Origin of the sequence: Dethiosulfovibrio russensis, assembly GCF_021568855.1 — a bacterium.
GTDB lineage: Bacteria > Synergistota > Synergistia > Synergistales > Dethiosulfovibrionaceae > Dethiosulfovibrio > Dethiosulfovibrio russensis.
Map to the genome: position 1 here is coordinate 164,021 of NZ_JAKGUG010000003.1, position 15,801 is coordinate 179,821.

General features: G+C 55.2%; 16 protein-coding genes, 1 tRNA gene and 1 riboswitch. Of the genes, 15 read left to right on the forward strand and 2 right to left on the reverse strand.

The window, feature by feature from the left end; translation table 11 throughout:
• Nucleotides 1–19 precede the first annotated feature (19 nt).
• From L2W48_RS04215 to ribB, 15 genes are all read left to right on the forward strand, one after another.
• Nucleotides 20–1,558, forward strand: a complete 1,539-nt coding sequence (locus L2W48_RS04215; protein ID WP_407928674.1) for a S1 RNA-binding domain-containing protein — start codon at nucleotides 20–22, stop codon at nucleotides 1,556–1,558.
• 80 nt (nucleotides 1,559–1,638) lie between these two features.
• Nucleotides 1,639–2,133, forward strand: a complete 495-nt coding sequence (gene def / locus L2W48_RS04220) for a peptide deformylase (RefSeq protein ID WP_236098786.1) — start codon at nucleotides 1,639–1,641, stop codon at nucleotides 2,131–2,133.
• Nucleotides 2,130–3,065 (forward strand): methionyl-tRNA formyltransferase, encoded by a 936-nt coding sequence (gene fmt, locus L2W48_RS04225; protein ID WP_236098787.1) that lies wholly within the window; start codon nucleotides 2,130–2,132, stop codon nucleotides 3,063–3,065. The genes def and fmt overlap by 4 nt, the downstream gene beginning before the upstream one ends.
• Nucleotides 3,062–3,859 (forward strand): zeta toxin family protein, encoded by a 798-nt coding sequence (locus L2W48_RS04230; protein WP_236098788.1) that lies wholly within the window; start codon nucleotides 3,062–3,064, stop codon nucleotides 3,857–3,859. Before fmt ends, L2W48_RS04230 begins: the two co-directional genes overlap by 4 nt.
• Nucleotides 3,860–3,900: 41 nt before the next feature.
• On the forward strand, nucleotides 3,901–4,116 hold the full coding sequence (locus L2W48_RS04235; RefSeq protein ID WP_040383460.1) for a 4Fe-4S dicluster domain-containing protein: 216 nt from the start codon (nucleotides 3,901–3,903) through the stop codon (nucleotides 4,114–4,116).
• Between the two features lie 11 nt (nucleotides 4,117–4,127).
• A complete protein-coding gene (gene vorB, locus L2W48_RS04240) occupies nucleotides 4,128–5,186 on the forward strand; it encodes a 3-methyl-2-oxobutanoate dehydrogenase subunit VorB (protein ID WP_236098789.1) in 1,059 nt (352 codons plus the stop codon).
• Between the two features lie 12 nt (nucleotides 5,187–5,198).
• Entirely contained in the window at nucleotides 5,199–5,945 is a 747-nt protein-coding gene (locus L2W48_RS04245) for a thiamine pyrophosphate-dependent enzyme (protein WP_236098790.1), read from the forward strand.
• Nucleotides 5,946–5,958: 13 nt separating this feature from the next.
• Entirely contained in the window at nucleotides 5,959–6,522 is a 564-nt protein-coding gene (locus L2W48_RS04250) for a 2-oxoacid:ferredoxin oxidoreductase subunit gamma family protein (protein ID WP_236098791.1), read from the forward strand.
• Between the two features lie 3 nt (nucleotides 6,523–6,525).
• Complete coding sequence (locus L2W48_RS04255) at nucleotides 6,526–7,068, forward strand: NUDIX hydrolase (protein ID WP_236098792.1); 543 nt, start codon at nucleotides 6,526–6,528, stop codon at nucleotides 7,066–7,068.
• Nucleotides 7,069–7,118: 50 nt separating this feature from the next.
• Entirely contained in the window at nucleotides 7,119–8,012 is an 894-nt protein-coding gene (locus tag L2W48_RS04260; RefSeq protein ID WP_236098793.1) for a tyrosine-type recombinase/integrase, read from the forward strand.
• 20 nt (nucleotides 8,013–8,032) lie between these two features.
• Complete coding sequence (locus L2W48_RS04265) at nucleotides 8,033–8,851, forward strand: purine-nucleoside phosphorylase (RefSeq protein ID WP_236098794.1); 819 nt, start codon at nucleotides 8,033–8,035, stop codon at nucleotides 8,849–8,851.
• 2 nt (nucleotides 8,852–8,853) lie between these two features.
• Complete coding sequence (locus L2W48_RS04270) at nucleotides 8,854–10,164, forward strand: thymidine phosphorylase (protein WP_236098795.1); 1,311 nt, start codon at nucleotides 8,854–8,856, stop codon at nucleotides 10,162–10,164.
• A complete protein-coding gene (locus L2W48_RS04275) occupies nucleotides 10,165–10,569 on the forward strand; it encodes a J domain-containing protein (protein ID WP_236098796.1) in 405 nt (134 codons plus the stop codon). It abuts the gene before it with no gap.
• A 62-nt stretch (nucleotides 10,570–10,631) separates the two neighbouring features.
• A tRNA-Sec gene (locus tag L2W48_RS04280) sits at nucleotides 10,632–10,730 on the forward strand.
• Between the two features lie 69 nt (nucleotides 10,731–10,799).
• Nucleotides 10,800–10,934: riboswitch (FMN riboswitch) on the forward strand.
• Nucleotides 10,935–11,015: 81 nt separating this feature from the next.
• Nucleotides 11,016–11,654: a 3,4-dihydroxy-2-butanone-4-phosphate synthase gene (gene ribB, locus L2W48_RS04285; protein ID WP_236098797.1), complete on the forward strand. Its 639-nt coding sequence runs from the start codon at nucleotides 11,016–11,018 to the stop codon at nucleotides 11,652–11,654.
• Here ribB and clpB read toward each other — a convergent pair.
• Both clpB and cysS read right to left on the reverse strand, forming a co-directional pair.
• Complete coding sequence (gene clpB, locus L2W48_RS04290; RefSeq protein WP_236098798.1) at nucleotides 11,651–14,248, reverse strand: ATP-dependent chaperone ClpB; 2,598 nt, start codon at nucleotides 14,246–14,248, stop codon at nucleotides 11,651–11,653. The two genes, ribB and clpB, sit on opposite strands and share 4 nt — an antisense overlap.
• 113 nt (nucleotides 14,249–14,361) lie before the next feature.
• Entirely contained in the window at nucleotides 14,362–15,771 is a 1,410-nt protein-coding gene (cysS, locus tag L2W48_RS04295) for a cysteine--tRNA ligase (RefSeq protein ID WP_236098799.1), read from the reverse strand.
• Nucleotides 15,772–15,801: the final 30 nt, after the last annotated feature.

A 15,801-nucleotide genomic window follows, 5' to 3' on the forward strand; every position in this document is an offset into this window, starting at 1 on the left:
TCAGGGGGATGTCAAGATAATGAGTGAAGATATGCAGAACTACACAAACGAGGAAAACACGACCGAGACCATGGACGAGTCCGCACCTATGACAATGGAAGAGCTTCTCGAGAGCACCGGTGGGCTCGAGGAGATCCACAGAGGCAAGGTGGTTTCCGGCAAGGTAGTGGACCAGGTCGACGGTGGATGGCTCGTGGACGTGGGCTACAAGTGCGAGGGTTTCCTGCCTACCAGAGAGTGGAGCCATCATATATTGGTCGACGACAACGAGGAGCCCGAGCTTGGACAGGAGCTTCAGGTCCAGGTGGTCAACATCCGTCAGGGCGAGGAATCTCAGCTTATCGTCAGCCGTTGGCGCTGCGAGTTCGATCGCAGATGGCAGGAGCTGGAGGAGAAGATCTCCGGTCAGGAGACTTTTTCTGTCAGAGGACTTCGCAAGGTCAAGGGCGGACTTATGGTGGACTGTTGTTCACTGGAGGGATTCATCCCGATTTCCCATCTCGCCGAGGAGGGAAGAGGGGTAAACCCAGGCAAGTTCATCGACGAGGTCTTCGACGTAAAACTTCTCGAGAAGGATCGTCGCAAGCGTCGTCTCGTGTTGTCCCGTAGGACCATACTGGACGAAGAGCTCAAGGAACAGAGGGAAAACTTCTACAGAGACGTGACGGAGGGAACCGTTCTGGAAGGGACGGTCAGCAGCCTCACATCCTTCGGGGTTTTCGTTAACCTCGGTCCTATAGATGGTCTCGTCCATATCAGCGAGCTTTCCTGGCAGAGAAACGCCAAGCCCAAGGATATCGCCAAGAAGGGCGACACGGTCACGGTCAAGGTTATAGGCATAGATCAGGAGCACAACAGGATTTCTCTCAGCGTAAAGCAGACCCAGAGCGATCCGTGGGAGACCATCACCGAGAGGTGGAAGGACGGCGATACCGCTACCGGAACGGTCACGAATGTAACCGACTTCGGCGCCTTCGTGGAGGTCGAGCCTGGAATAGAGGGTCTTATCCACATAGGAGATCTGAGCTGGACCAGGATCAAACATCCTAAAGAGGTCATCAAGAAAGGCCAGGAGGTCGAGACCGTCGTCCTTAACGTGGATCCGGTCAAGAAGCGCCTCAGCCTCGGATACAAGCAGCTCAACGATCCGTGGGATGGCATAGAGGACAGATACTCCAGAGGACAGGATATTCCCGTCAAGGTCGTCCGCCTCGCCGATTTCGGAGCCTTCGTGGAGCTCGAGAAGGGCGTGGAGGGTCTGATCCACATATCCCAGCTCAGTACCAGAAGGGTGGAGAAGCCCGGGGACGTTCTATCCGAGGGGCAGGAGGTCACAGCACGTGTGATCGAGGTAAACCCCGACGATCGTAGAATTCGTCTCAGCATAAGCGCTCTCGAGGAGGGCGACAGGAGACAGAGGGCTCCTCAGGGCGGAGCTAGGAAGAAGAAATCCGACGGCAGCAACCGTCCGATGACCAACTTCCAGTCCGAGGAAGGTCCCATAACCCTGGGCGACGCCTTCGGCGAGGCTCTGGGTAACCTGTTCGACAAAGACTAGCCTAGACAGAGTACGTTGCCGCTTACGCCATCCTCCTGAAAAGGGGATGGCGTTTTAGCGTTAATCAGGAGGTTTTTATCTTGTCAGATAGGACTATAAGGATATATCCCGATCCGGTTCTCAGAGAGCCTACCAGGGAGATAGAACAATTCGACGATGACTTCAAATCTTTCCTCGAGGAAATGGAGTCTCTTATGTACGAGTACGACGGAGTGGGGTTGGCCGCCCCTCAGGTGGGGGAATCTCTCAAGGTGGCGGTTATAGCCTACGAGGGTAAGCTTCACGTCCTGATCAACCCCAGGATAGTCGATTACGACGGTCGACAGGTAGACCAGGAGGGCTGTCTCAGTTTTCCTGGGATCTTCGAGGATGTAGCCAGACCGGCTTCGGTAGTGGTGGAGGCCCAGGACGAAAACGGAGAACCCTATTCGGTCGAGGCGGAAGGCTTTCTCGCCAGAGCGATGTGTCATGAGATCGATCACCTGAACGGAAAACTTATGATAGATCATCTATCTCCCATGAAAAGGGAGATGGTCAAGAAGAAACTCCAAAAGAGAAAGAAGGAGGATCTATGAGCTGTTGGTTCATGGGAACAGGGAGGTTCGCCTCCCTCTGCCTGAGCCGCATCATGGACTTGAACCTCATTCCGGAATTGGTAGTGACCATGCCTCCCAGGAGAGGCGGTCGAAGAGGGTTGGCTGAAACCCCTACCCCTGTGGACGCTCTGGCTATGGAGCATAGCCTGAACGTCCATAGATCGATAGACGTAAACTCCGATCGAACTCTGCTGGATCGTATGGGGTCTAAGAGTCCCTCGGTTATATTCGTGATCGATTTTGGCCAGAAAGTCGGAGAGCCCTATCTCTCCACCCCGGAATACGGATGCCTGAACGTCCATCCTTCGGCTCTGCCTCTGTACAGAGGGGCCGCCCCGGTTCAGAGGGCTATAATGGACGGCGCCAAGAAGACCGGCGTGACCGTTTTTCGTCTGGTCGAAAAGATGGACGCAGGGCCGATCCTTATTTCCCGGTTTATCGATATAGATTCGGAAGAGACCGGCGGAGAGTTACTCTTTCGACTTGCATACATAGGTGGCGATCTTTTGAATAGAGGGGTACACTTGTTGAAAGAGAAGGGAATTTCCCTTCAGGATCAAGATCACCTTAAAGCTACCTATGCCCACAAGATAGACAAGGCCGAGGCTCTTCTCTCCTGGGAGATGTCGGCTGTTGCTTTTCACAACACCACCCGAGCCCTCAATCCCACCCCAGGAGCCTTCACGTTTTTCCGTGATAAAAGGCTGAAGATCTGGAGAACCGCTGTAACGGAGAAAGACCTAGACGACGTCGTCGGTGCGGTAAGAATAGACGAGGAAGGCTTTCCCGTAGTGCGTTGTTCTTCCGGTTCCGTAAAATTGATGGAAGTCCAGCCTGAGGGCAGGAGGTCCATCGACGGGAAGGATTGGTTCAAGGGCTCTCACCTTTCGGAAGGAGATCTTCTGCTATGACCCAGAGCCGAAACAGATTCGTAGATCTCATAAACAGACATTCCTGGCCCAAGGCGATCGCTGTGACCGGAGCTTTAGGTTCCGGCAAAACCGAATGGGTCCTTAATTTGGCGTTGGGGTTTAGCTCTGTCGGTGAGGACGTGACCATCGCGGACGTGGACATAATAAATCCCTATTTCTGCATCCGGCAGGTCAGTGAGACCTTGGAGGACAGTGGATTCAAGGTACTTACAGCTCCGGACAGTGCCAAATGGGCCGACATGCCCCTGGTGACGGCTCAGGTAGATTGGGCACTTTCCGAACCTAACGGCAGGTTGCTCATGGACGTAGGGGGAGATGCGGAAGGAGCGCTGGCGTTAAAGAAGTACAAGGATAGGATGGTGTCCGCTGGATATCTACTTATCCTCGTGGTAAACGCCTACCGTCCAATGACCTCGACGGTAGAGGGGATCTCCAAGATGAGAAAACGTATGGAGGAGATCGGCGAGCTTGAAGTAGGAGCGCTGATCTGTAACTCTCACCTCATGGCGGAGACTACCGTAGATGTCGTAGAAGAAGGCCTGCAACTGGTGGAGGCTGCCGGAAAAGAGATGGATCTTCCGGTCCTCTACACCGGAGTGCCACCTCAACTTGACGACGAGGCCTTGAGGAGATTAGCCGGCAGAGAGGCGTCCCCGTGGCCCGTTTCACGATATATGTTGCTTCCATGGGAAAAGGGTGCCATGTGGTCTACAGGGGTGCCCTCCAAAAACCAAGGAGCTCGAATCCTCCGTCAGGAGGCTGACAAGGGCTAAAGTAAAGTGCAGCAAAAAACGCGAGAGGGGTGTTGTTGCTCATGGCAAAAGGGCGAATAGAAGTCGCCGAAGAGTACTGCAAGAGCTGTGGCCTGTGCGTGGCCGCCTGCCCGGTCAAGGTGCTTCGTATCTCGGATCATCTTAACTCGAAGGGTCACCGTCCAGTGGAGCAGTACAAGGAAGGTTGTATCGGTTGCGGGATGTGTGCCATCTCCTGTCCCGATGCGGTCATCGAGGTTTACAAGGAAACGGAGTAGGGGGGATCGATATGGCTAAGGTACTAATGAAAGGAACCGAGGCGATAGCTGAGGCTGCCATCCAGGCCGGTTGCAGATATTTCTTCGGATATCCCATCACACCGCAGAACGAGATCCCCGAGTACATGTCCGCTCATCTTCCCGAGCACGGAGGGATCTATATTCAGGGAGAGAGCGAGGTCGCTTCGGTCAACATGATATTGGGTGCCGCTGCCACGGGATACCAGGTCATGACCACGTCCTCCAGCCCTGGAATATCGCTCATGTCCGAGGGGCTCAGCTATATCGCCGGATCGGAGCTTCCGGCTGTCGTGGTCAACGTCATGAGAGGAGGCCCCGGTCTCGGAGGTATCCTTCCTTCCCAGGCTGACTATCTTCAGGCTACCAAAGGCGGCGGAAACGGAGACTATCACCTGATGGTATTCGCTCCCAGCACCCTTCAGGAGACGGTGGAGGTCGTACAGTCCGCCTGGGACTATGCCTTCAAGTACAGAAATCCGGTCATGATTCTGGCCGACGGCTTCATGGGACAGATGATGGAGCCGGTGGAGATAACCCCTCACGAGACGGAGAGAGGGGACTGGAAAAGCTGGGGACTGGGAAACAAGGGAGCCAGAGAGGGCAAAAAGAGATCCCTTATCAAGAGCATGTACCTCACCGCCGAGCTTCTTGAGGCCCACAACAGTAAACTTCAGGAAAAATACGACAGGATGCAGAAAGAGGACGTCAAGTGGGAGGAGCTTCACGTAGAGGACGCCGAGTTGGTCATAGCCTCCTACGGAACTACCGCCCGTATCGCCAAGTCCGCTATCAGTCACCTGAGAGAGCAGGGATACAAGGTCGGAATGATCCGTCCCATAACTCTGTTCCCCTTCCCCTACGAGCCCTTCGAGAAGCTCACCGACAGGGTGAAGCATATCCTTGATCTCGAGATGAACATGGGGCAGATGATAGACGACGTCAAGATCGCTACGAAGAGCCGTTTCCCCGTCAGCTTCTACGGTCGTTGCGGTGGAGTAGCCCCCTCGGTCGAAGAGATCGAGAATCAGTGCAAGCAAATTCTGGGATAGGGGGTCCTAATAATGGCTGAAACCAAAGTTTATTCTCGTCCTGAGACCTGGACAAAAGGCATACACACCCATTATTGTCCCGGTTGCGGTCATGGAATAGCTCATAGGATGATCTGTGAGGTCATCGACGAGATGGGCATACAGGAAGAGACCGTCAGCATGTCCCCGGTGGGATGTGCTGCTATGATGTACGACTATATCGACATAGATTACGTCGAGGCGGCTCACGGCAGAGCTCCGGCAACCGCCACCGGTATCAAAAGGGTCCTTCCGGACAAGTTCGTCTTTACCTATCAGGGAGACGGAGACCTGGCCTCCATCGGCATGGCAGAGATCGTCCACGCCGCCAACAGGGGGGAGAAGTTCTGTACTTTCTTCATCAACAACGCCATATATGGCATGACCGGTGGACAGATGGCCCCTACTACCCTTATAGGTCAGAAGGCCACCACCTGTCCTCAGGGAAGGGATCCCGAGCTTGCCGGATTCCCCATGAGAATGTGCGAGATGCTTGCCACACTGGAGACCCCCGCCTATATAGAACGGGTCTCTTTGTCCAAGCCGAAGTATATAATGCAGGCAAAGAAGGCCTTCCAGAAAGCCTTCAACTACCAGAAGGAAGGCAGAGGGTTCTGCTTCATAGAGGTTCTCTCCACCTGTCCCACCAACTGGGGAATGAACCCGGTAGAGGCCTTCGAGTGGCAGATAGAGAAGATGATCCCCTACTATCCTCTGGGCGTCTTCAAGGATTTCGAGTAAGGGGGCCGGTGATATGTCCGATAAGTTCTACATGGATCTTCTAGCCGCCGGCTTCGGCGGACAGGGAATAATGATGTTGGGACAGTTGGTAGCATATTCGGGAATACACCAGGGGCGTCACGTGACCTGGATCCCCGCCTACGGTCCCGAGATGCGCGGAGGCACCGCGAACTGCTCCTGCGTTGTGAGCAGCGAGGAGATCGGATCTCCCGTCGTGGGATCCGCCGACGTCGTGGTTGTGATGAACCAGCCTTCGCTGGAGAAGTTCGCTCCCAGGGTCAAGCCCGGTGGATATCTTATCTACAACAGCGATCTCGTTGAGTATTCCTCTCCCAGGACGGACGTGACGGTCCTTCCCGTTCCGGCTCAGACGATGGCCCACGATCTCGGAAGCGACAGGGTCGCCAACATAATAATGCTCGGGGTTATCGTCAAGGCATCCGGCATGGTGTCAGAGAATGACGCCCTGGAGACCATAAAGGAAAAGCTGGGAGCCAAGAAGCCCAAGTTCCTTCCGATGAACCTCGAGGCCTTCGACAAGGGGATGTCCGTAGCCGAAGAGCTGATGAATAAATAGGCCATGGATCAAAGGGAGAGGCCGATAGCCTCCAGGTCGGTCTATGAAGGGGCTATACTGAACCTTCGTGTGGACGACGTGATCATGCCCAACGGGAGAGAGACCAAGAGAGAGGTCGTAGAACACTCTCCCGCGGTCGGAATCGTGGCCGTTCAGGACGGATGTCTGTTTTTGGTGGAACAGTTCAGATATGCGGTGAGAACCTCCCTCCTGGAGATCCCGGCAGGCATAGTCGAAAAGGGGGAATCCCCCGTTGAGACCGCTTGCAGGGAGATACAGGAGGAGATAGGCTATCGAGCCGACCGAATGGAGGAGATCGGGAGACTCTACACCTCCCCGGGGTTCAGCGAGGAAGAACTGATATTCTTCTGGGCCGATGGACTCTCCCCTTCCAAACTTCCCGCCGACGACGATGAGTCGATCGTGGTCCGCAAGGTGCCTATACCTGAGGTTTGGAATATGATCCGAGACGGGACGATCCGAGACGGCAAGACCGTTGCGATCCTTTCCCGACTGGCTTTAGAGGGGAAAATAGCATATCATTAAGGGAGGCCTTGTGCCTCCCTTTTCGTTATCCTTCGTCAGGAGCTGAGTCTATGACGTCTTTCTCTTCCATCCTAGGACAATTTTTAAGCTACCTCTCTCTGGAACTGGGGGAGAGCCAGAACACCTGCAAAGCTTACCGTGTCGATATAAGCCAATGGAGCGATTTCTGTTCCCGATCGGGCAGGGATTCCGTTGCCTCCGATTCGGACCTTTACGGAAAATACATTCACTATATGAGATCGATCGACCTTGCTCCGGCTACGATTCAGAGGAAGTGCGCCGCGGTCAGGACATGGATTAACTTCTTGGTCGTGGAGGGCTATGTCTCGGACGATGTCCCTATGCCGACCTTGCCGGATAGACCTAAAAGACTGCCTCAGCTTTTGACCGAAGGCGAGGTCTCCAGGCTTTTAGGGGCCTGTGACGGCGATCCAATGGGGTACCTGGACTTCAGGGATAGAGCCATATTGGAGACCCTTTACGGGTGTGGCCTGAGGGCCTCCGAGCTATGTTCTCTCAAGTTGAGGGATCTTCAATTCGAGAGGGCCAGTATGATAATATTTGGTAAGGGTAATAAAGAGAGAATGGTTCCCTTGGTGGGAAGCGCTAGACGGTGGATTGAGCGTTTTATAGACGAGGCTAGGCCGTCGGTGGTAAAAGAAGGTGTCGACCAGGTTTTTCTGTCCAGGAACGGACGTCCAATGAGGCGGGAATCGTTGTGGAAGATGATAAGAAAAAGAGGCTCCAGAGCAGGTATATCTCAGAGTCGTCTTCATCCTCACGTGATAAGACACACCGTGGCCAGCCATCTTCTTCGAAGAGGCATGGATCTTCGGACCTTGCAGGAGTTTCTGGGGCATGAGTCCATCGGCACTACGGAAAAGTATCTTCATTTCGATCAGGAACTACGGGATGTCTACGACCGTAGTCATCCTAGAGCATAGATATCCAGGAGGTAGATCGTATGATCAAAAAGATAGACGAGGCTTTGAGGACTATAAAGGACAGGGTCGGCTTTACCCCGGATATCGCGGTGGTACTGGGCTCCGGATTAGGAGCCCTGGCCGATGCCATAGAGAATCCCATAGTGATTCCCTACGAGGAGATCCCCCATTGGCCTATGTCGACTGCTCCAGGCCATGCCGGTAGGCTGGTGGCAGGGTCTTTCTGCGGTAAATCCGTCGTAGCCATGCAGGGAAGGCTGCATTTCTACGAGGGCTACCAGATGGATCAGGTGGTCTTCCCGGTAAGGGTGTTCGGAAGATGGGGAATACCCTATTTCGTGGCCTCCAACGCCAGCGGCGGGATAGGCTACGGTCTGGTGCCAGGGGATATGGTCTTGATACACGACCACATAAACCTCATGGGCACCAACCCTCTTATAGGTCCCAACCTCTCGGAGTTAGGAGAGAGGTTCCCCGATATGTCCTATGCCTACGACAGGGATCTTCTGGATATAGCCGAGGAAGTGTCGAGGGACAAGGGCATAACCACCAGGAGGGGAGTATACGTGGCTTTCACCGGGCCTTCCTACGAGACCCCGGCGGAGATACGCATGGCTCGTACCCTTGGGGCCGACGTGGTCGGTATGTCCACCGTGCCGGAGGTCATAGTGGCCAGACAGGCCGGTATGAAGGTCTTCGCCGTCTCCTGCGTGGCCAATTATGCGGCAGGTATGACCGCCTCTGCTCTTTCCGAGCAGGAGGTCCTCGACGAGATGGCCAAGGCAGCGGGAAAGCTTACCGCCCTTGTCGGCGGGGTAATAGAGAAGCTGGAAATGTAGTCATGTTCGACGTCTTGAGGTTCATAGAGACCAAAAGGGACCGAAGGAAACACGATAAAGGGGATATCGAGGCCTTCGTGACCGATGCTCTGACCGGACAGGTGAGGGAATATCACGTCGCTGCCTGGCTGATGGCGGTCTACCTTAACGGGATGGAGGAGGACGAGCTCCTGAGCTTTACCTCCGCTCTCGCCGAATCGGGGAAGAGGGTTTCCTTCCCTAAAGGGTTGAACTGCATCGATAAGCACAGTACCGGCGGTGTGGGAGACAAGACATCCATGGTTCTGGTCCCCTTGGTGGCCTCCTGCGGCGTCCCGGTGGCCAAGCTCTCGGGGAGAGGGCTTGGCTTTACCGGAGGTACTGTCGACAAGCTCGAATCGATCCCTGGGTTCAGCGTCGATATGTCTCTGGCAGATTTTAGCGATCAGGTTGAGAGGATCGGCTGTGCCATCGCCGGTCATTCTCACGATCTGGCGCCGGCGGAGGCTCTTTTCTACGAGCTCAGAGACGTGACCTCCACCGTTCAATCCGTCCCTCTCATCTGTTCGAGCATCGTGAGCAAGAAGATCGCCGGGGGAGCCTCCGGCTTCGTCTTCGACGTAAAATACGGTTCCGGGGCGTTGATGGAGAGTCTTCAGGACGCGGAGATCCTGGCGAAATCCCTGGTGGACGTATCGGATAAGCTGGGTTTCCCAAGCTCTGCCCTCATAACCTCTATGGAACAGCCACTAGGAAGATGGGTAGGAAACTCTATGGAGGTTTTCGAATCCATAGAGGTTCTGAGAGGCGGTGGACCTGAGGATACGGTGGATCTGTGTCTGGATCTTGCAGGAGAGATGATCTTTCAGGGAGGCCGGGCCGATTCTCCCGACTCCGGGCGGGCTATGGCCCGTGATGCCCTCGATTCTGGAGCGGGACTGAGGAAATTTGTCGATCTCGTCAAAGAACAGGGTGGAACGGAGGAGGTTATCTCCCATCCTGAAAGATACCTCAGACACGGTTCGATGGTGTACGAGGTTAAAGCCGAGATACCTGGCTTCATCCACTCGGTGGATACCAAATCCGTCGGAGAGGCGGTCCGCAGGATAGGCGGTGGACGAATGAACAGGGAAGACCAGGTGGATCCCGGCGCTGCAATAGAGATAATGGCCGGTATCGGAGATTCCGTTACGGTAGGCCAGCCTTTGATGAGGCTTTACTGTAACGATAGATCCCTGGCCGATTCAGGTGTCCCCTATGTGACGGAAGCTTTTTCCATTCGGGAGGAACTTCCCGAGGTGCCTAAGTTGGTTCAGGAGAGGATAGGAAGGTAGATGGCCCTTATCCTTCGGTTGTTGCGGCTTCTGCTTCCCCTGTTTTTGTTTTATCTGATAGGCAAGATATTGAGGAGTTTCATCGCCGTTTATATGTATCAGAGAAGCCGGGGAGGCGGTGGTTCCAGCGGATCCGGTTATGGAAATCCAGGCGGGGAGAGATCTGGAAGCGGAGGTTTCTCCTACGATGGCCGTTCGACGATCGATCCCTATATCGTACTGGGTTGTTCCAGATCCAGTTCTACCGATGAGATAAAGAAAAAGTATAGGGAGCTTATAGCCAAGTATCATCCAGATAGATTCGTGGGGATGAGTCTGGACGACGATTTCGTGAAATTGGCTTCGAAGAAATTTCAGGATATACAGGCCGCCTACGACTCCATAAGAAAAGAGAGGGGTTTCTGACGACGGCTTTCCTCGGGGTTTTCAAATCGATCCTTATGGGGTACAATACATCACGTTTCGTCGGAAGCGAATGTGTCCTGGTGGGCGCCCCGGGCTTCAAACCCGCGCGGGAGGCGGTATAGGCCGTCTCCGGTGAGTTCGATTCTCACACGCTTCCGCCAAAATTAAGACAAAAAAGCCGCCTGGAAGGGCGGCTTTTTTTATGGTCTCATATATGTTATAGTTTCAACAGCCATTCTCGGGGCGGGGTGAAATTCCCCACCGGCGGTGATCCGGATTTTTCCGGTAAGCCCGCGAGCGCTCAATGCGTTGATCTGGTGAGACTCCAGAGCCGACGGTCACAGTCCGGAAGAGAGAGGATGCCGCATCTCAAATGGACATTCCCCTCCTTTATAATTCCAGTTCCCGAGCCATGGTATCTCTATTCTCTCGGGAGGTCTCTTCAAATGGAACTAACGTATACGCCCAAATGCATCTGCCCAGTGGAACAGGCCCTTTCATCCCTCAGAAGAGGAGATGGGGTTCTTGTCGTCGACGACAGGGACAGAGAGAACGAGGCGGATTTGATTTTTTCCGCCCGATCTCTCACCGAACCACAGATGACCAGACTTATCCGGGATTGCAGTGGCATAGTGTGTCTCTGCATGACCGAGGAGAAAGCCAGAAGCCTGGATCTTCCTCCGATGGTATCGAAGAATACCAGCCGTTACGGAACGGCTTTCACCGTCTCTATAGAGGCGGCGGAGGGCGTTACCACCGGCGTGTCCGCCTCGGACAGACTGACCACCGTCGAGACAGCGTCGGCGGAGGGAGCGGTTCCTTCAGATATACATCGCCCCGGCCATGTCTTTCCTTTAGTATCCCGCCCAGGAGGTCTCCTGGAGCGACGGGGACATACGGAGGCCACGGTCGACCTCATGAAATTGGCGGGGTTGGAACCCGTCGGGGTCCTGTGCGAGCTTATGGACCCCGACGGATCGGGAGAGATGGCCAAGGGCGAGGCAGTAGAGGAACACGGAGCAGCCAATGGTTATCCCATACTGTCCGTAGAGGAGATTGTCTCCTTCCTCGGAGAGAGGGGCTAGTCTATATTTACCGCCAGCTCTCCGTCTTCAACGGAGACGGCGACCTCCATCGCGTCCCTCCGGTCGGCGATAATAGCCCTGGCTATCTTGCTCTCCAGGACGTGGCTTATGAATCTCTTCAGAGGTCTGGCGCCGTAGACCGGATCGTATCCGTCGGCTCCGATCTTTCTCATCGCCTCGTCGGTTACCTTCAGGATAACGTTTCTGTCCTTCAGGCGGGAGCGCAGGTCCTCGAGGAGCAGCTCCACTATGAGGACTATCTGTTCCTGGTTCAGAGGAGTGAACAGGACGATGTCGTCGACCCTGTTCAAGAACTCCGGGCGGAAATGTCCTCTGAGCTCTCCCATGACCGAGTTCTTTACGTCCTGAGGAATCTCCCCGGATGGCATGATTCCCTGAAGCAACCTGGCGGAGCCTATATTGCTGGTCATTATTATCACGGTGTTCTTGAAGTCGACCGTTCTGCCGTGGCTGTCGGTTATCCTGCCGTCGTCCAGTATCTGCAGGAGGACGTTGAATACGTCCCTGTGGGCCTTCTCTATTTCGTCGAAGAGGACCACGCTGTAGGGCTTTCTGCGGACCGCTTCGGTGAGCTGACCTCCGTCTTCGTAACCCACGTATCCCGGAGGAGAGCCTATGAGACGAGCTACCGAGTGCTGTTCCATGTACTCGCTCATGTCGATCCTTACGATGTTCTCCTCCGTGTCGAAGAGGGATTCGGCCAGGGCTTTGGCCAGCTCGGTTTTGCCGACTCCTGTAGGTCCGAGGAATATGAAGGAACCTATGGGACGGCGTGGGTCTTTTATGCCGGATCTGGCTCTCATTACGGCGTTGACTACCAGGTCCACCGCCTCGTCCTGGCCTATGACCCTGCGGTGTAGGATCTCGTCCAGTCGGAGAAGTTTTTCCCTCTCTCCCTCGACCAGTCGTGAGACGGGGATACCGGTCCACTTACTGACGATCTCGGAGACCTCCTCCTCGGTGACCTCTTCCCTGAGGAGCCTGGTCCCTCCGGATTCCTCCATGGCCCTCTCCCTTTCGGCCAGTTCCTTACGGAGTTCAGGAAGCCTTCCGTGTTTGAGCTCGGCGGCCCGGTTCAGGTCGTAGTTTCTCTCGGCTTCCTCGATCTCTCGGCCGATTCGGTCTATCTCCTCTCGAACGGAACGGACCGACTGGATTCGTTCCTTTTCCGCCTCGTAGCGGGATCTGAGGGAGGCGGCCTCCTCTCGGAGGTCCTGGAGCTCCCTTTGGAGTTCCTTGAGCCTCTCTGCGCTGGCCTGGTCGTCCTCCTTCTTTAGGGCGGCCTCCTCGATCTCCAGTCTCATGACCTTTCTGGAGACCCCGTCCAGCTCGGAGGGCATGGAGTCTATCTCGGTTCGGAGCATGGCACAGGACTCGTCTATGAGGTCTATGGCCTTGTCGGGAAGAAAACGGTCGGTTATATAGCGGTCCGACAGCACTACCGACGCTACCACGGCGCTGTCCGTTATCCTTACGCCGTGATGTACCTGAAAGCGTTCTCTGAGGCCTCTGAGTATGGATATGGCGTCCTCGACAGACGGAGGATTCACCATGACGGGCTGGAAACGCCTCTCCAGGGCGGCGTCTTTCTCTATGTAACGCCTGTATTCGTCCAGAGTGGTGGCTCCTATACAGTGGAGCTCCCCTCTGGCTAGCATGGGCTTGAGCATGTTGCCGGCGTCCATGGATCCCTCGGTCTTGCCGGCTCCGACTATGGTGTGGAGCTCGTCTATGAAGAGCAGAATCCGGCCGTCGCTTTCTCTGACCTCGTTAAGGACCGCTTTCAATCGTTCCTCGAACTCGCCTCGATACTTTGCTCCGGCGACCAGGGAACCCATGTCCAGCGCGAAGACCCCGTGTCCCTTGACGCTGTCAGGAACATCTCCGTTCAGTATTCTCTGGGCCAGGCCTTCCACTATCGCCGTCTTGCCCACGCCTGGCTCGCCTATGAGGACGGGGTTGTTCTTTGTCTTTCTAGACAGAATACGGATGACCCTCAGGATCTCCTCGTCTCGCCCTATGACGGGATCGAGTTTACCGTTTTTGGCCTGTTCGACCAGGTCTACTCCGTATTTCTTCAGTGCCTCGTAGGTGGTCTCGGGGGTGGCGCTCTGCACCCTCTGATTTCCTCGAAGGGAGGTGAGTGCCTTTAGGAAACGATCTCTGTCGACGCCGCAGGAACGGAGCAGTTCCGCCACCGGGTCTGGGGCTCCGTTCACCATGGCACCGAATATGTGCTCCACCGATACGTATTCGTCCTTGAGCTCCTTCGCCCTTTCCTGGGCGGACAGCAGCATTCTCGACAGCCTCTGGGAGACGTAGATCTTCTCTGGATCGTAGCCGCCTCCGCTTATCCGGGGCTTCTTTGACAGAGCGTCTCGTAGAGATGTCCTCACCGGCTCGATCGGGACGTCCATCCTGTCGAACAGGGATGGGACCAGGCCGTCCTCCTGAGAGAGCAACGCCGACAGGAGGTGCTCGACGTCGACCTCCTGGTGTCCTTCTCTTATGGAGATGTCCTTGGCGGCCGAGAGGGCCTCTTGGGATTTTAAAGTCATTTTCTGTAGGTCCATGGGGTAAGCCTCCTCTTGTTTGACCTTTCTTGACGCATAATACAAGGTCAGTCTTGGTCAGTCAAGGGGGTAAAAAAAAAGCGGCCGAAGCCGCTTTTAGATCGTTATTAGGTCTATATCTTTTTCTTCCACTTGGTTCCCTGTGGGGTGTCCTCGAGTATGACTCCCTTGGCCGCCAGTTGATCTCTTATGGCGTCGGACGTGGCGAAGTCCTTGGCGGATCGGGCTTCCTCTCTCTTTCGGATCAGGGACTCGATCTCCTCCGAGTCGTCGTCTTGGCCGTCCGAATCCAGGTCTATAAGGCCCATTATTGAGTCGACGTCCCGGAAGAAGTCCTCTATAGCCTTTATCCCCTCCGAGGACAGAGAGTCGTTGCCCTTGAGGTGGCCGTTCACTGTGGAGACTGCTTCGAATATATGTCCTATGGCACCGGCGGTGTTGAAGTCGTCGTCCATGGCCGCCACGAAATCGTCCCTGTGCCGCTTTATGGACTCGACTATGTCGTCCTGTTCCTGAGAATGAGGACGGTTGTCGACGGCGTAACGGAAGTCGCTCCAGCAGTTGTGGAGCCTTTCCAGGGCGGCGGTGGCCTGCTGGAGGCCCTCGGGACCGAAGTTGACCGGCGACCTATAGTGGGCGCTGAGCATGAACATCCTTATGGCAAGAGGGGAGTAGTGTTTTCTGGCCTCCCTGGCGGTCATGAAGTTGCCCAGAGACTTGGACATCTTTTCCTTGTCTATGAGGATATATTCGTTGTGGAGCCAGTAGCGTACGAAGATCTCCTCCGTGGCGGCCTCCGCCTGGGCTATCTCGTTTTCGTGGTGGGGAAAGGTCAGGTCCGTCCCTCCCGAGTGGATGTCCAGGGTGTTGCCCAGGTATTTCATGGCCATGGCGCTGCACTCGATATGCCAGCCCGGTCGTCCCTTGCCCCAGGGGCTGTCCCAGGCCGGTTCTCCCGGCTTCTGGGCCTTCCAGAGGACGAAGTCGAGGGGGTTTCTCTTGGAGCTGTTTACCTCTATCCTGGACCCGGACTGGAGTTCTTCGATGTTCTGTCGGGAGAGTTTGCCGTATTCCGGGAAGGAGGATACGTCGAAATAGACGACCCCGTCGACCTCGTAGGCGTGTCCCGATCCCTCCAGCCGTTTTACCAGGTCGATAATTTCCTCGATGTGTTCAGTGGCCCTGGGGTAGTGGGTGGCCCTCTTTATGCCAAGAGCGTCGGCGTCCTCGAAGTAATCCGCGATGGTCTTCTCCGCCAGCTCCTGGACCGTTATTCCCATCTCGTTGGCGCGGTTTATCATCTTGTCGTCAACGTCGGTAAAGTTCTGGACGAAGGTTACCCTGTAGCCCGAGAATTCCATGTAACGTCTAAGGACATCGAAGACGATGAAGGGTCTGGCGTTGCCTATATGAAAGTAGTCGTAAACCGTCGGGCCGCAGCTGTAAAAGCCGACCTCGCCGTCCTTTAGGGGAACGAAGGGCTCTTTTTTTCTGGTTAGATCGTTGTACAGTACAAGACTCATGACGTGAAACCTCCATCTTTTCGTTTGGGT

What these genes read in the sequence shown, in the direction of transcription:
- L2W48_RS04215 (WP_407928674.1), top strand. Translation starts at nt 20, where the DNA reads ATGAGTGAAGATATGCAGAACTACACAAACGAGGAAAACACGACCGAG.
- L2W48_RS04250 (WP_236098791.1), top strand. Translation starts at nt 5,959, where the DNA reads ATGTCCGATAAGTTCTACATGGATCTTCTAGCCGCCGGCTTCGGCGGA.
- ribB (WP_236098797.1), top strand. Translation starts at nt 11,016, where the DNA reads ATGGAACTAACGTATACGCCCAAATGCATCTGCCCAGTGGAACAGGCC.
- L2W48_RS04235 (WP_040383460.1), top strand. Translation starts at nt 3,901, where the DNA reads ATGGCAAAAGGGCGAATAGAAGTCGCCGAAGAGTACTGCAAGAGCTGT.
- L2W48_RS04230 (WP_236098788.1), top strand. Translation starts at nt 3,062, where the DNA reads ATGACCCAGAGCCGAAACAGATTCGTAGATCTCATAAACAGACATTCC.
- fmt (WP_236098787.1), top strand. Translation starts at nt 2,130, where the DNA reads ATGAGCTGTTGGTTCATGGGAACAGGGAGGTTCGCCTCCCTCTGCCTG.
- L2W48_RS04270 (WP_236098795.1), top strand. Translation starts at nt 8,854, where the DNA reads ATGTTCGACGTCTTGAGGTTCATAGAGACCAAAAGGGACCGAAGGAAA.
- L2W48_RS04255 (WP_236098792.1), top strand. Translation starts at nt 6,526, where the DNA reads ATGGATCAAAGGGAGAGGCCGATAGCCTCCAGGTCGGTCTATGAAGGG.
- L2W48_RS04245 (WP_236098790.1), top strand. Translation starts at nt 5,199, where the DNA reads ATGGCTGAAACCAAAGTTTATTCTCGTCCTGAGACCTGGACAAAAGGC.
- L2W48_RS04275 (WP_236098796.1), top strand. Translation starts at nt 10,165, where the DNA reads ATGGCCCTTATCCTTCGGTTGTTGCGGCTTCTGCTTCCCCTGTTTTTG.
- vorB (WP_236098789.1), top strand. Translation starts at nt 4,128, where the DNA reads ATGGCTAAGGTACTAATGAAAGGAACCGAGGCGATAGCTGAGGCTGCC.
- L2W48_RS04260 (WP_236098793.1), top strand. Translation starts at nt 7,119, where the DNA reads ATGACGTCTTTCTCTTCCATCCTAGGACAATTTTTAAGCTACCTCTCT.
- clpB (WP_236098798.1), bottom strand. Translation starts at nt 14,248, where the DNA reads ATGGACCTACAGAAAATGACTTTAAAATCCCAAGAGGCCCTCTCGGCC.
- cysS (WP_236098799.1), bottom strand. Translation starts at nt 15,771, where the DNA reads ATGAGTCTTGTACTGTACAACGATCTAACCAGAAAAAAAGAGCCCTTC.
- L2W48_RS04265 (WP_236098794.1), top strand. Translation starts at nt 8,033, where the DNA reads ATGATCAAAAAGATAGACGAGGCTTTGAGGACTATAAAGGACAGGGTC.